Genomic DNA, 14,598 nt, shown 5'->3' on the forward strand with positions numbered 1-14,598 from the left:
TGGTTTTATAAATTTCCTTTAATTACAGCTGATTATAATTCTGGCACGCTTTGTGAATACTCCGGCGGGATATCGCCTTTTTCCGGAGGAAATCATGAACCGATTTATTATGGCAGACGCTGCAAAATGCATTGGCTGTCGCACCTGTGAGGTCGCCTGCGTGGTGTCTCATCAGGAAAACCAGGATTGCGCGGCACTCACCCCTGAGACGTTTCTGCCGCGTATTCATGTCATCAAGGGTGTCAATGTGTCGACGGCGACATTGTGCCGTCAGTGCGAAGACGCGCCCTGCGCGAATGTTTGCCCGAACGGTGCTATCAGCCGCGACGAAGGGTTTGTGCATGTGATGCAGGAACGCTGCATTGGTTGCAAAACTTGTGTGGTGGCGTGCCCGTACGGCGCAATGGAAGTGGTGGTGCGCCCGGTTATTCGCCACAGCGGCGCGGGTCTGAATGTGCGTGCCGAGAAAGCCGAAGCCAACAAATGTGATTTGTGCCACCACAGTGAAAGCGGCCCCGCTTGCATGCAAGCCTGCCCGACCAACGCGCTGGTGTGTGTCGATCGCAACTTACTGGAACAGATGAGCGCGGAAAAACGTCGTCGCGCCGCGCTGGATGGCGCCGTTTCCCTGGTGTTCTAAACAATCTGTCTTTCACTTTTAACAGGTCTGTTACTGATGAAAAAAATTACGAGCGTATGCCCTTACTGCGGCGCTGGCTGCAAACTGAAACTGGTCGTGGATAACGGAAAAATCATCCGTGCGGAAGCGGCCGACGGCCACACCAACCAAAATGAACTGTGCCTGAAAGGCTACTACGGCTGGGATTTCCTCAACGACACCAAACTGCTGACACCGCGCCTGACCCAGCCGATGATCCGCTACGAAAAAGGCGGCAAACTCACACCGGTTAGCTGGGATGAAGCGATCCGCTACACTGCCAAACGCCTTGGCGACATCAAAGCGAAATACGGCCCGCGCGCCATTATGACTACCGGCTCGTCACGCGGCACCGGTAATGAAACTAACTATGTAATGCAAAAATTTGCCCGCGGCGTGCTCAACACCAACAATGTCGACTGCTGCGCGCGCGTTTGCCACGGCCCGTCTGTTGCGGGTTTACAGGAAACACTTGGCAACGGTGCGATGAGTAACTCCATCAGCGATATCGAAAATTCCAGTTGCCTGCTGGTATTTGGCTATAACTGCGCCGATTCACACCCGATCGTCGCGCGCCGGGTGATCAAAGCCAAACAGAAAGGGGCGAAAATCATTGTCTGCGATCCGCGCCGCATCGAAACCGCGCGCATCGCCGACCAGCACCTGCAACTGAATAACGGCTGCAACATGGCGCTGGTCAACGCTTTTGGCTATGTGCTGCTGGAAGAGGAACTCTACGACAAAGATTACGTTGCCAGCTTTACAACCGGGCTGGAAGCGTACCGTGAAACGGTAAAAGATTACGCGCCGGAAGCGGTGGAGCACATTACCGGCGTCCCTGCAAAACAGGTGCGCCAGGCAATGCGCACGTATGCCGCCGCACCGTCTGCCACCATTATGTGGGGTATGGGCGTCACCCAGTTCGGCCAGGCGGTGGACGTGGTGAAAGGACTCTCCAGCCTGGCGCTGCTTACCGGAAACCTTGGTCGCGAACATGTTGGCGTTGGCCCGGTTCGTGGGCAAAACAACGTGCAGGGCGCGTGCGATATGGGCGTGATCCCCAACCAGTTCCCTGGCTATCAGGATGTGGTAAACCCGGAAGTACGCGCTAAATTCGCCAAAGCCTGGGGCATCGACCCGGCGGTGATGGACGATAAAGTCGGCGTGCGTATTACCGAAGTGCCGCACCTGGCGCTGGAAGGCAAAGTGAAAGCCTACTACATCATGGGTGAAGATCCGTTGCAGACCGAAGCGGATTTGGGCCTGGTGCGTAAAGGCTTTGAAGCGCTCGATTTCGTGGTGGTGCAGGACATCTTTATGACTAAAACCGCCGAGCAGGCCGATGTGCTGCTGCCCGCAACGTCATGGGGTGAGCATGGCGGTGTCTTCACCTGCGCCGATCGCGGCTTCCAGCGCTTTGAAAAAGCCATTGAACCGAAGTACAACGTCAAGCGCGACTGGGAAATCATCAGCTTGATCGCCACGGAAATGGGCTACCCGATGCACTACGACAACAACCAGCAGATCTGGGATGAGCTGCGCGAGTTGTGTCCGCTGTTCTACGGCGTGACCTACGAGAAAATGGGCGATATGGGGCACATTCAGTGGCCTTGCCCGACGCTTGATCACCCCGGTACGCCATACCTGTATCAGAACAACAAATTCGATACGCCGGACGGCAAAGGCCATCTCTTTGCCGCGCAGTGGCGTGCGCCAGCGGAACGCCCGGACGATGAATTCCCACTGGTGCTCTGTACGGTGCGCGAAGTGGGCCACTACTCTTGCCGTTCAATGACCGGCAACTGTGCGGCGCTGCAAACGCTCGCTGACGAACCGGGCTTTGTGCAGATTAGCCCGGCTGATGCCGAGGCGCTCGGCGTGCAGGATCGCCAACTGGTATGGGTTGAGTCGCGACGTGGCAAGGTGATCACGCGTGCGGATGTCAGCGAGCGCGTTAATCACGGCAGCGTGTATATGACTTATCAGTGGTGGATTGGTGCGTGTAACGAACTGACGCAGGATAATCTGGATCCGATTTCAAAAACGCCAGAGACCAAATACTGCGCAGTTCGGGTGAGTGCGATCAACGATCAGCGCTGGGCCGAAGAGTACACTCAGAGCACTTATCAACAGATGAAGAGTCGATTGCTCAATGCAGCAATGCAATGATGACACAGCCAACAGCAACGGTGTCTGTTTGCGCGTGTACGGAAAAGTACAAGGGGTGGGCTTCCGCCCCTTTGTCTGGCAACTGGCGCAGCAGCTCGGGCTGAAAGGCGATGTCTGTAATGATGCGCAGGGCGTGGAGGTTCGGCTGCTCGGTAATGAGCATGAATTTCTCGCCCTGTTGCAGCAACAATGCCCGCCGCTGGCGCGCATTGATATGGTGACCAGCGCGCCGTTTTGCTGGTCTGTTTTACCGCTTGATTTCGCCATTCGCCACAGCGCGGGTGGCGCAATGAATACCCAAATTGTTCCCGACGCGGCAACCTGCCCGGCATGCCTGGCGGAGATGAACGACCCTTCTGAACGCCGCTATCGCTACCCATTTATCAACTGCACCCACTGTGGGCCGCGCTTCACCATTATTCTCGCTATGCCTTATGACCGGCCTTACACCGCAATGGCGGGTTTTCCGTTGTGCCCGGTGTGCGAAGCCGAGTATCGCAATCCGCTGGACCGGCGTTTTCACGCTCAGCCCGTCGCGTGTCATGAATGCGGCCCGGCGCTTGAATGGCGCAGCGGCGAACAGCATGCACAAGGGGAAGCGGCACTACAGGCGGCAATCGCGCTGCTAAAAAGCGGCGGCATTGTGGCGGTAAAAGGCATTGGCGGTTTTCATCTCGCTTGTGATGCAACGAACCAGGCGGCGGTGATGCACCTGCGTGCGCGAAAACATCGCCCGGCAAAACCGCTGGCGGTGATGTTACCCGGCGCGGAAGGCGTGACGACGCAGGCACAGCGTTTACTTGCAACGCCCGCCGCACCGATTGTGCTGGTGGAAAAAGAGCGCGTGAGCGGGCTGTGCGAGGCGATTGCTCCCGGCCTTGATGAAGTGGGCGTCATGTTGCCTGCCAATCCGCTGCAACACCTGCTGGCACAGGAGTTACAGCGCCCGCTGGTGATGACGTCAGGCAACCTCAGCGGCAAACCGCCCGCAATCAGTAATGACGAGGCGTTAAGCGATCTGGCGGATATCGCCGACGGCTTTTTGCTGCACAACCGCGATATTGTTCAGCGCATGGATGATTCCGTGGTGCGCGAGAACGGGGAGATGCTGCGCCGCTCGCGCGGCTATGTGCCGGATGCGATGTCGCTGCCGCCGGGGTTTAACGATCTTCCGCCGCTGCTCTGCCTGGGGGCGGATCTGAAAAACACCTTTTGCCTGCTGCGCGGTAACAGTGCGGTGCCGGGGCAGCATTTTGGCGATATCACGGATGAAGGCGTCGAAGCGCAGTGGCGCAGTGCGCTGCGTCTGATGCTGGATATTTACGATTTTGCCCCGGAGCAGGTGGTGGTGGACGCCCATCCAGGGTATCGCACGCATCAATGGGCCAGCAGTTATGGCCTGCCGGTGCAGACGGTGCTGCATCATCACGCCCACGCCGCTGCCTGCCTTGGCGAACACGGCTGGCCGCTCGAAGGTGGCGATGTCATTGCAATAACGCTTGATGGTATCGGTATGGGCGAGGGCGGTGAACTGTGGGGCGGTGAATGCCTGCGGGTCAATTACCGCGAGTGCGAGCACTTGGGGGGGTTACCGGCAGTGGCGCTCCCCGGTGGCGATTTAGCGGCGCAGCAGCCGTGGCGCAACCTGCTGGCGCAGATGCTGGAATTTATCCCTGACTGGCAACACTATCCGGAAACCGCCGATATTCAGCGGCAGAACTGGCCGCTGCTGGCGCGGGCAGTTGAGCGCGGCGTTAATTCGCCGAAAGCTTCATCCTGCGGGCGTTTATTTGATGCTATTGCCTGTGCGCTGGGCTGCGCGCCGCTGCACCTCAGTTATGAAGGCGAGGCGGCTTGCCAACTGGAAGCGCTGGCGGCGAGTGTGGAGTCCGTTGAGCATCCGGTTCACATGCCGCTTTGCGGCACCATGCTTGATTTGGCCGCATTCTGGCGAAGCTGGCTGAACTGGCAGGCAACGCCTGCCGAGCGCGCATGGGCATTTCATGATGCGCTGGCGCAAGGTCTGGCAACACTGGCGCGGCAGGAAGCGACATTGCGTGGGATCCCTGTGCTGGTGTTCAGCGGCGGCGTGATGCATAACCGCCTGCTGAAGAAACGCTTACAGTACTACCTTGCGGAATTTACTTTGCTGTTTGCGCACCAGCTCCCGGCCGGTGATGGCGGCATTGCCTTCGGCCAGGGGCTGGTAGCAGCAGCACGGACTATACCGCCAGCGCTTTAAGCAGGGCAAACGCCTCTTTCATTCTGTCTTCGCTGACCACAAACGCACGCAGTTTATCTTCTGTGTCCAGCCCTTTTGCCACCATGCCATCGGCCTCGGTGGCAATGCGCCAGCGCAGATCGGTGCGGTGCGTTTCCCCGGCCAGATGCAGCGGCATTAGCGGCGTTTTCACCTTCACCAGCATCGCGGGCAGCACCAGTTGCGTGCTGTTGCCGGTGAGGTTTTTCGCCAGCGTCATTGCGCTCAGTTGAATCGGCTGCAGGAACGGTAGCACCTGACCGTTGATCTGCGCACAGTCGCCGAGCGCGAAGATGTGCGGATTGCTGGTTTGCAGCGTGCCGTCCACCACGATCCCGCGCCCAACCTCCAGCCCGGTGTTCTGCGCCAGCGACACCTGCGGCGACAGCCCGGTGGCGGCAACGACCACATCTGCATCAATGTAGCGATCGTCATCCAGTTGCGCACGCACCCCCTGCTCATGCTCGTCGAGTTGCACTAAACGCGATTGCAGCAGCAGGCGCACGCCCATCGCCGTCAGGCAGTGTTGCAGGCGGCCACTCACTTCCGGCGGCATTAACGAAGGCAGAATACTGGCGGCGTTATCCAGCACGGTCACGGTTTTGCCCGCACGGCGAAAATCCATCGCCAGCTCGCAGCCAATCAGCCCGGCACCTACAATCAGCACGCGGCTGGCATCGCGCAGGGTGGTTTCACAGGCGTGGTACTCCTGCAAGCTATTGAGCGTGAGCATTTTTTCGCGCCCCGGCAGCGGCGGAACGAACGCCTTTGCCCCGGTCGCCAGCACCAGTTTGTCGTATTGCCACTGTTTGTCGGCGCTTTTCACCACCCGCGCTTGTGTGTCGATGGCGGTAACAAACGTGTACGGGAACAGCCGCAGATTATGTTGCTCAGCGAACTCGCCCGCCGACTGGCGAATCAGATCCTCGGCGCGCTGCGCCTGGCTAATCACATGGCTGAGATCCGGCTTGTTGTAATCTTCCATGCCGTCGGCGGCAATCAGCGTCAACGGTACGGCACTGTCCAGTTTGCGGATGTTTTTCACCAGCGTCCGGGCGGCGAAGCCCGAACCGATAATCACAATGCCTGCGCTCATTTTGCCTCCGTTGCCAGTTCGTCAAACACCTCTTTGCCAAGGGAACATTCCGGGCAGAGGAAGTTGTCCGGCACCTCGCTCCACGGCGTACCGGGTGCGACATCCTGCATTGGCTCGCCTTTTTCCGGGTCATAAATCCACTGGCAAACACTGCACTGCATGGATGGGCCGAGATCCGCCGCAGTTGCGGCTGCGCAGGCACAGGTTTCTTGCGTGCTGGCGGCTGATGTTTTTACCGGTTCCGGCAGCGGCGACAGCGCCCACTGGCGGGCAAGATCACGTCCGTGCTGGCGGCACACTTCCAGCGCGTCGATATCCGGTCGCCATTTTGCTTTCAGGCTGACTGACATCTCAAAACCGGCGTCCTGTAAACGGGTTGACAGGCGGTCAACCGCGCCGCCGCTCCAGCCGTGGGAGCCAAAAGCGCTGGCGCGTTTATTGCGAAAACGCAGGCCGGTAATCTCTTCAACCAGCCCGGCGATTTTCGGCATCATCACGTTGTTCATTGTCGAGGTGCCAACCAGCACGCCTTTGGAGCGGAACACATTGGTCAGAATGTCGTTTTTATCGCTGCGGGCGACGTTGAAGATTTTTACCGCCACGCGCGGGTCGACTTCGTTAATGCCCTGCGCAATGGCGTCGGCCATCATGCGAGTGTTGTTGGACATGGTGTCGTAGAAAATAGTGATGCGATCTTCCTGATAATCCGCCGCCCATTTCAGATACAACTCAACAATTTGCGTCGGATTATCGCGCCATACCACACCGTGTGAAGTGGCAATCATATCGACCGGCAAGTTGAAGCCGAGGATCTCGGTGATTTTCGGCGTCACCAGGCGGCTGAACGGCGTGAGGATGTTGGCGTAGTAGCGCTGGCACTGCTCGAACAGTTCCGTTTGATCCACTTCATCATTGAACAGGCGTTCGTCGCAGTAGTGCTGACCAAAAGCGTCGTTGCTGAACAGCACGGCATCGCCGGTCAGGTAAGTCATCATGCTGTCCGGCCAGTGCAGCATTGGCGTTTCGACAAAAATAAGCTGTTTGCCGTTGCCGATATCCAGCGTGTCGCCGGTTTTCACCACGTTGAAATTCCACTCCGGGTGGTGATGGTGACCGTTAATCGAGTCGATGGCGTTATTGGTACAGTAAATCGGGGTGTTCGGGATATACGACATCAGCTCGGTTAGCGCACCAGCGTGATCTTCTTCCGCATGGTTGATAACGATGTAGTCGATCATCTGCAGATCGATCTCGCTGCGCAGGTTCTGCACGAACTCACGGCTAAATTTATGATCGACGGTATCGATCAGCACGTTTTTGCCTTCGCGGATCAGATAGCTGTTGTAGCTGCTGCCGCGCAGGGTTTTATATTCAGTACCGTGAAAGTCGCGGACTTCCCAGTCACGTTGTCCAACCCAGTGAATGTTGTTTTTTACATGAATAGCCATATCAGTTGTCCTGTGCAGTTTTCTCAATTCGATGTATGGCTAATATCAAGTTGCGTGCCAACTTTTTATTTTATTGATTTATAAGTGTTTTAATGATCGTTTGAAAAAGAAATTGTCATTATGACTATTCTAAGTACAGTCAATATGACACTATGCATTGTCAAAAAGACAATGAGGTAAGTATGAGTTTTTCGCTGAATGTGCTGGCGGGGATCGCCATTGAACTGCAAAGCGGTATCGGTCATGCGGATCGTTTCCAGCGGCTGATCACCACCCTGCGCCAGGTGCTGGAGTGCGATGCTTCGGCGTTGCTGCGCTATGACGCACGGCAATTTATTCCGCTGGCGATCGACGGACTGGCGCAGGATGTTTTAGGCAGGCGTTTTACGCTAGAAGGCCATCCCCGGCTCGAAGCGATCGCCCGCGCTGGCGATGTGGTGCGTTTTCCCGCCGATAGCGATTTGCCCGATCCTTACGATGGCCTGATCCCAGGCCAGGAGAGCCTGAAAGTGCACGCCTGCGTTGGGCTGCCGCTGTTCGCCGGGCAAAACCTGATTGGCGCGCTGACGCTCGATGGCATGTCGCCGGATCAGTTCGACACGTTTAGCGATGAAGAGCTGCGGTTGATTGCCGCGCTGGCGGCAGGTGCGCTGAACAACGCGCTGCTGATAGAGCAACTGGAGAGCCAGAATATGCTGCCCGGCGCGCCAGCGGCCTTCGAACAGGTGACGCGTAGCGAAATGATTGGCCTGTCGGCGGGCATGGAGCAGCTAAAAAAAGAGATCGATATCGTTGCCGCTTCCGATCTGAACGTGTTGATCAGTGGTGAAACCGGCACCGGTAAAGAGCTGGTAGCGAAAGCCATCCATGAAGGTTCACCGCGCGCGATCAATCCGCTGGTCTATCTTAACTGCGCCGCGCTGCCGGAAAGTGTGGCCGAAAGCGAACTGTTCGGTCACGTTAAAGGCGCGTTTACCGGCGCTATCAGCAACCGCAGCGGCAAGTTCGAGATGGCGGACAACGGCACGCTGTTTCTCGATGAGATTGGCGAGCTGTCGCTTTCGTTGCAGGCGAAATTACTGCGCGTGCTGCAATACGGCGATATTCAGCGCGTCGGCGATGACCGCAGCCTGCGTGTCGATGTTCGTGTGCTGGCCGCTACCAACCGTGACCTGCGTGAAGAGGTGCTGGCCGGGCGTTTTCGCGCCGATCTTTACCATCGCTTGAGTGTGTTTCCGCTTTCTGTACCGCCACTGCGCGAACGCGGGGAAGATGTGGTGCTACTGGCGGGCTATTTCTGCGAACAGTGCCGTTTGCGGCTGGGGCTGGGGAGAGTGGCGTTAAGCCCCGGCGCGCGCGCGCATTTACTGAGCTACGGCTGGCCGGGCAATGTGCGCGAACTGGAACATGCCATCCACCGCGCGGTGATTCTGGCGCGCGGTACGCGCAACCGTGATGACGTGGTGCTGGAAGCGCGTCATTTCGCCCTCAGCGATGAACCGACGCAACCATCCGCGCTGGCGACACCGCTGCCTGTGGAGCAAAATTTGCGCGATGCAACAGAAGATTTTCAGCGAGCGTTTATTACCCGCACGCTGGAAGAGCAGGGCGGTAATTGGGCGGCCTGCGCGCGTGGTCTGGAGATGGATGTCGCCAACCTGCACCGGCTGGCGAAACGTCTGGGATTAAAGCGGTAAAGGATTTCCGCATGGTCGATATTGTGCAGGTGGATGTCGCTAACCTGCACCGGCTGGCGAAACGTCTGGGGTTAAAGCGGTAAAGGATTCCCACCTGGTCGATATCGTGCAGGTGGACGTCGCTAACCTGCACCGGCTGGCGAAACGTCTGGGGTTAAAGCGGTAAAGGATTTCTGTCTGCCAGAGATGGGTAAAGTGACGTCGCCAGCCTGCATCGGCTGGCGAAGCGCCTGGACGAAAGGATTAAAGAATGCCTGCCTGGTAGAAGTCTTGCAGGTTGATGGCACCGACCAGCAAACCGGCGTCATCCACCACCGGGGCGGCGGCTATTTTGCGTTGCATTAAGCGCTCTTTGGCGTCCACGGCGCGGCTGCCTGCCTCCAGCGTGATGCCACCGGGCGTCATCGCTTTATCAACCTGCGCGGTTAGCGCCCCACCTGACACCAGCCAGCGGCGAAGATCGCCATCGGTAAACACCCCTTTCACATGGCGCTGCTGGTCGCACACCGCCACCAGACCCAAACCGGTGCGGCTCAGTTCCAGCATCGCGTCCATCACACTGGTGGTAAGTTGCACCTGCGGGATCTGCTCCTCTTTGCGCATCAGATGGTGCACTTTATTGAGCAACCGCGCGCCAAGTGCGCCTGCCGGATGGGAACGGGCAAAATCCTCTTCATCAAACCCGCGCGCCTGCATCACCGCCATCGCCAGCGCGTCGCCCATCATCAACGTGTTGACGGTGCTGGAGGTGGGGGCCAGGTGCATGGGGCAGGCTTCGCGTTCAACCGAGATATCCAGCACTGCCCGCGCGGCGAGCGCCAGCGGGGAACGCGGTTTGCCGGTCATCGCCAGCAGGGCGACAGATTTCTCTTCAAGACGCGGCAGGATCAGATCCAACTCTTTTGCCGAACCGGAGTAGGAGATAAACAGCATCACGTCACGGCTTTCGATCATGCCGAGATCGCCATGCAGCGCTTCCGCCGGGTGAACGAAAAAGGCCGGTGTGCCAGTGCTGGCAAGCGTCGCCGCAATTTTTTTACCAATATGGCCTGATTTGCCGATCCCGGAGACGATGATTTTCCCCTCGCAGTGCAGTACGGTTTCGGCGGCGCGCACGAATGCTTCACCGAGGCGATCCGGCAGACGGCTGGCTTCCTGAAGCTCCAGCAACAGGGTTTGCCGTCCGGCGTTAATTAAAGACTCACTCATGTTTTTCTCCGGCAATGATCACTTCGACACCTTTGGCTTCCAGCGCTGCGCGCACGTCGGCGGCGATCCCGGAATCGGTGATCAGCTTATCTACGCTCTCCAGGCTACAGACTACGTTTGGACTTTTACGGCCAAATTTGGAGGAGTCCGCCATCAGGATCACTTCCCGCGCGGCGTTGCACATCGCTTTGCTGACGGTGAACACCTCGTTAAAGGTGGTGACGCCCGCATTCAGATCGATACCGTCGGTGCCCATAAACAGCTTGTCGAAGCTGAAATGCTCAAAGGCGTTTTCCGCCAGTTGGCCATGGAATGAGGCCGATTTCTTACGGAAAGTGCCGCCCGGCATCAGGATCGTTTGCTCGTTATCCAGCTCAGAAAGAGCATTAACGATATGCAAACTGTTGGTCATTACCGTGATGTTATTGAAGTGGCTGAGCAGCGGCACCATTTGCAGCACCGTACTGCCCGCATCAAGGATGATCGAATCGCCGTCGTGGATGTAGGTCACTGCCGTTTCGGCAATCAGCCCTTTTTGCACGGTGTTGATAAGCGTCTTGTGATCAATCGGGGGATCGGCTTCATCTTTGTTGAGCACCACGCCGCCATAAGTGCGGATCACCGCGCCGGAATGCTCCAGCGCGACGAGATCTTTACGTATGGTCGTCCCTGTGGTGTCGAAGTAAGCTGACAGCTCTTCAACAGAACACTTTCCCTGCTTTTGCAGATGCTCAAGAATAGCCGCCTGACGCTGACGTGGTTTCATAGGCGCTGATATCCTGCGTTACGTTGCGAAATGATAATTTCGCAAGCTATTAGCGTTCACAACGAAATTATCAATGTTTCATTTTAAGCGCTAATGATAGAGCATTCTGACAGCTCGGATCATGGGGAAAGATCACATCAGGCTCTAATTCCTCTCTTTTTATCCCTATTAAGTGGTCGATTTTTGTTGGCCGGGCAAAAACAGTGAGACCGCGCATCAACAAGGTGTCGGTCACGCGGTCTTGTTGATCAAAGGCGACGGCCAGCACCACGCGCGGTTTGAAACGCCCGCCGGAACGCCCAACGCCGACGCGCCCGCGCTGGCACAGCGTATCGAAAGCTTTGTTAAACTGGCGGATTTGCCAGCCGCCAAGCGCCAGTTGGCTAAGCCAGGCAATAGCGGCAACGGTAATCAAGGCTGAAACCATAGCGATCTCCTTTTAAATCAGGCCCCCGCGCGGAGGGCCATACAGGTCAGAACATCACCTGGCCGCCGGTGACATTAATCGACTGGCCGGTGCAGTAAGAGGCTTTGGGGCTGGCGTAAAACATCAGCACGTTCAGCACATCCTGGTAATCGCAGCCGCGCTTGAGCGGCACTTTGTCGACGTAATATTGCTCCACTTCGTCCGCCGCGATGCCCAGTTTGCTGGCATATTGCGGGATAAGTGACTGGAACATCGGCGATTTCAATAAGTTGCCCAGCATCAACGAGTGCACCGTAATGCCGTACTCTGCCAGATCCAGCGCCAGTGATTGCGTTAAGCCCACGCCGCCGAACTTCGCCGCGCTGTAGCCGGAGTTGTGCTTGCTGCCCACTTTGCCGGATTTAGAGTTGACTTGGATGATGCGCCCCTGAATGCCGTCGCGAATCATCAACTTCGCGAACTCGCGTGCGCAAAGGAAATAGCCCACCAGGTTCACCTGTAAGGAACGGTCGAAATCGCCGAGCGCGAAGTCGCTGATAAATGCCGCTTTGGCGATACCGGCGCTGTAGACCAGCAAATCCGCGCGGCCAAAAATCTCATCCACGCCGCGCGCCAGCGCCAGTACGCTGTGCTCGCTGGTGGCGTCCGCGCCAAAGCCGTAGGCCATTCCCTCGCCAAACTCGCTGTTGATCTCCTGTGCGACATTGGCCGCTTTATCACTTTGAATATCCACTACCGCCACGCGGTAACCTTCTGCGGCAAGCCCACGGCTAAGGAACGCCCCAAGGGTTTGTCCTCCACCAATGACAACGGCAACCTGTTTCATACTCTTCTCCTTACGACTTAAGCGACAAATTTCAAAATGCAGCCAGGGGCGATACCGTCCGGCACCGGGCCTGAGACGTGTACCGTTCCGGGGTATTCCGCCTGCGTTTGTCCATCGAAACGCAGGGTGATATGGCCCAGCTCGCGCAGATTCTGCTCGGCCACGTCGCCAACGGCAGTCACCGGGTAGCGGCGTTCGCCCAGTTCAAACTGCGCGCCGGGTAACAGCGCGCCCGAAAGCGCACCGTGGTTATGGATAAAACAGAACTCGGCGACATCCGCAGGCGCGCCTTCGCGGAAGGTGATCAGCATGTTGTCGCTCAGCGCGTCCGGGGCGCTTTCACCGATGTGGGTAATGGTGGTTTGATAAATCACACTCATAAAACACCCCCTTATTGATAAATAAAACCGGAGACAAACCAGGCGACCAGCACCGTTGGCGCACCGGTTAAAAAGCGGCTGACCAGCACGGAGGGCACGCCGACGCGCACCGTATCCTGGCGTGCTTCCGCCAGCGACAAGCCCACCGGGATGAAGTCGCACGCCGCCTGGGCGTTAATGGCAAACAGCGCGGGCAGGGCGAGGTGCGGTGGGATATTTCCCAGGCCGATTTGCACGCCAATCAGCACGCCGATGACTTGTGCAATCACCGCACCTGGGCCGAGGAACGGCGACAGCAGCGGGAAGGAGCAGATGAGCGCCAGTGTGACCAGCCCGAGCGGATGGCTGGCAAGCGGCGCGAGGCCGTGGGCGATCCAGTCGCCAAGGCCGGAAGCCATGATGATGCCGATCAGCGCCGAGACGAAGGCCATAAACGGTAGAATGGTTTTCAGCACCGTGTCGATGGTGTCGCGCCCGGCCTGAAACAGCACCGCGACCGCCGAGCCCATGCCCATGCCGACTTTTGCCAGCAGTCCATCGCTCTGTTCGGTGATCTTTTTGCTGGTGTCGTAATCCTTTGCGACCGTGCGTTTTGGCGCGGCGGTTGGCGCTTCACCATGCAGATGGATATTTTCCTCTTTCACGCCAGAGACATAGATATCTTCCAGGATGTACTGCGCCAGCGGGCCGGATTTCCCGGTGGCGTGGATATTCACCGTTGGGATGCGGCGTTTCGGATAAATACCGCAGCGCAGCGTGCCGCCACAGTCGATCACCGCGACGCCGATCTCCTCTGCTGGCGGTTCGCCCTCTTTAAAGCCATCTACCGCCTGCCAGCCGGTGAGTTGCGCCAGCTTGTCGACGATTGCCGGGCGTGTACCGGCGGTGATATAGACGATTTTCTTCTCGGTGCTGGCGTCGATTTCCAGTGGGCCGCCCCAGCCGCCCGCACCTTTTTCAATCACTATGCGTGTCATGATGTTGCTCCAGCGAGTTGGACTTTTTGTTCAAGCTGAATGCCCATTTTCTTCTCGAAAATGGCGGTGGTCAGGTCAGTCACCCAGCCGCGGAAGAAGTTGGTCACCAGGCCGACCAGCAGGTAGCTCACCGCCAGCGGGCCGAGCGGCAAGCCAAGGGTTGTCAGACCGTTGGCGATCCCCAGATAAACAAACAGCTCGCCAGGGTTGATATGCGGAAACAGGCCATTCATGGAGTGGCAACTGTAGGACGCGGCAGCGTAATAACTGGGTTTGTACTTTTCTGGCATAAAGCGCCCGAGGCTGAGCGTCATGGGGTTGCAGAAGACAAACGTGCCGACGCAGGGCAGCAGTAAATAACGGGCAAGCGGATTGCCCGCGCAGCGCTGGGCAAATTTTTCGATACGGTGTTGGCCAATAAAGTTAATCAGCGCGTTCATGATGACCAACAGGCTTATCAGTAGCGGCAAAATACCGGTCACCATGCCGGTGAACACTTCGCCGCCTTTCTGAAACAGCCCGATGAACCATTCGGCACCATGCGTAATGGCTTCCATTGTTCTCTCCTGTAGGGTTGTCGTTTTGTTGTTTAACCGTGCGCCATCATAATCATTATGAAAGGTTGAAATGTGTTATTTAGATCTCGTTATGAAAGAAAAAATGATCATTGTGAAAGTTTTTGCGA

Annotated in this window: 13 protein-coding genes; 4 read left to right on the plus strand and 9 right to left on the minus strand. The window is 57.4% G+C overall.

All coding sequences use genetic code 11. From position 1 onward, the window contains the following. Positions 1 to 94: 94 nt before the first annotated feature. Genes hydN through hypF form a run of 3 tightly spaced genes read left to right on the plus strand, consistent with a single transcriptional unit; the run spans position 95 to position 5,069 of the window. The gene (gene hydN, locus E0L21_RS09310; protein WP_017459295.1) at positions 95 to 640 is read left to right on the plus strand and encodes an electron transport protein HydN; all 546 of its coding nucleotides are present in this window, start codon (positions 95 to 97) and stop codon (positions 638 to 640) included. A 36-nt stretch (positions 641 to 676) separates the two neighbouring features. Beyond that, positions 677 to 2,827, plus strand: coding sequence for a formate dehydrogenase subunit alpha (gene fdhF / locus E0L21_RS09315; RefSeq protein ID WP_131408792.1), 2,151 nt, complete (start codon positions 677 to 679; stop codon positions 2,825 to 2,827). Then, complete coding sequence (gene hypF, locus E0L21_RS09320; protein ID WP_131408794.1) at positions 2,811 to 5,069, plus strand: carbamoyltransferase HypF; 2,259 nt, start codon at positions 2,811 to 2,813, stop codon at positions 5,067 to 5,069. The genes fdhF and hypF overlap by 17 nt, the downstream gene beginning before the upstream one ends. Here the strand turns inward: hypF and norW are convergent. Both norW and norV read right to left on the minus strand, forming a co-directional pair. Next, on the minus strand, positions 5,050 to 6,183 hold the full coding sequence (gene norW, locus E0L21_RS09325) for an NADH:flavorubredoxin reductase NorW (RefSeq protein WP_131408796.1): 1,134 nt from the start codon (positions 6,181 to 6,183) through the stop codon (positions 5,050 to 5,052). The genes hypF and norW overlap by 20 nt on opposite strands. Further along, positions 6,180 to 7,631, minus strand: coding sequence for an anaerobic nitric oxide reductase flavorubredoxin (gene norV / locus E0L21_RS09330; protein ID WP_131408798.1), 1,452 nt, complete (start codon positions 7,629 to 7,631; stop codon positions 6,180 to 6,182). The genes norW and norV overlap by 4 nt, the downstream gene beginning before the upstream one ends. A 182-nt stretch (positions 7,632 to 7,813) precedes the next feature. Here norV and norR point away from each other — a divergent pair, with 182 nt between their 5' ends. Further along, on the plus strand, positions 7,814 to 9,328 hold the full coding sequence (gene norR, locus E0L21_RS09335) for a nitric oxide reductase transcriptional regulator NorR (protein WP_131408800.1): 1,515 nt from the start codon (positions 7,814 to 7,816) through the stop codon (positions 9,326 to 9,328). Between the two features lie 243 nt (positions 9,329 to 9,571). On the opposite strand, the gene gutQ is transcribed toward norR, so the two are convergent. The 7 genes from gutQ to srlA form a co-directional block, all read right to left on the minus strand. Then, positions 9,572 to 10,537: an arabinose-5-phosphate isomerase GutQ gene (gutQ, locus tag E0L21_RS09340; protein ID WP_131408802.1), complete on the minus strand. Its 966-nt coding sequence runs from the start codon at positions 10,535 to 10,537 to the stop codon at positions 9,572 to 9,574. Beyond that, on the minus strand, positions 10,530 to 11,303 hold the full coding sequence (gene srlR / locus E0L21_RS09345) for a glucitol operon DNA-binding transcriptional repressor SrlR (RefSeq protein WP_065370234.1): 774 nt from the start codon (positions 11,301 to 11,303) through the stop codon (positions 10,530 to 10,532). Before srlR ends, gutQ begins: the two co-directional genes overlap by 8 nt. A gap of 70 nt (positions 11,304 to 11,373) precedes the next feature. Further along, positions 11,374 to 11,730 carry a transcriptional regulator GutM gene (gutM, locus tag E0L21_RS09350; protein WP_131408804.1) on the minus strand — a complete coding sequence of 119 codons (357 nt, stop codon included), beginning with the start codon at positions 11,728 to 11,730 and terminating at the stop codon, positions 11,374 to 11,376. Positions 11,731 to 11,776: 46 nt separating this feature from the next. Further along, positions 11,777 to 12,556, minus strand: a complete 780-nt coding sequence (srlD, locus tag E0L21_RS09355; protein ID WP_131408806.1) for a sorbitol-6-phosphate dehydrogenase — start codon at positions 12,554 to 12,556, stop codon at positions 11,777 to 11,779. Between the two features lie 17 nt (positions 12,557 to 12,573). Next, positions 12,574 to 12,936 carry a PTS glucitol/sorbitol transporter subunit IIA gene (gene srlB, locus E0L21_RS09360; RefSeq protein WP_131408808.1) on the minus strand — a complete coding sequence of 121 codons (363 nt, stop codon included), beginning with the start codon at positions 12,934 to 12,936 and terminating at the stop codon, positions 12,574 to 12,576. An 11-nt stretch (positions 12,937 to 12,947) separates the two neighbouring features. Continuing rightward, complete coding sequence (gene srlE, locus E0L21_RS09365) at positions 12,948 to 13,913, minus strand: PTS glucitol/sorbitol transporter subunit IIB (RefSeq protein WP_131408810.1); 966 nt, start codon at positions 13,911 to 13,913, stop codon at positions 12,948 to 12,950. Next, positions 13,910 to 14,470, minus strand: coding sequence for a PTS glucitol/sorbitol transporter subunit IIC (gene srlA / locus E0L21_RS09370; protein WP_131408812.1), 561 nt, complete (start codon positions 14,468 to 14,470; stop codon positions 13,910 to 13,912). Before srlA ends, srlE begins: the two co-directional genes overlap by 4 nt. Positions 14,471 to 14,598 lie beyond the last annotated feature (128 nt).

Source organism: Kosakonia quasisacchari, from assembly GCF_004331415.1.
In the GTDB taxonomy this organism is placed as follows: Bacteria; Pseudomonadota; Gammaproteobacteria; order Enterobacterales; family Enterobacteriaceae; genus Kosakonia; species Kosakonia quasisacchari.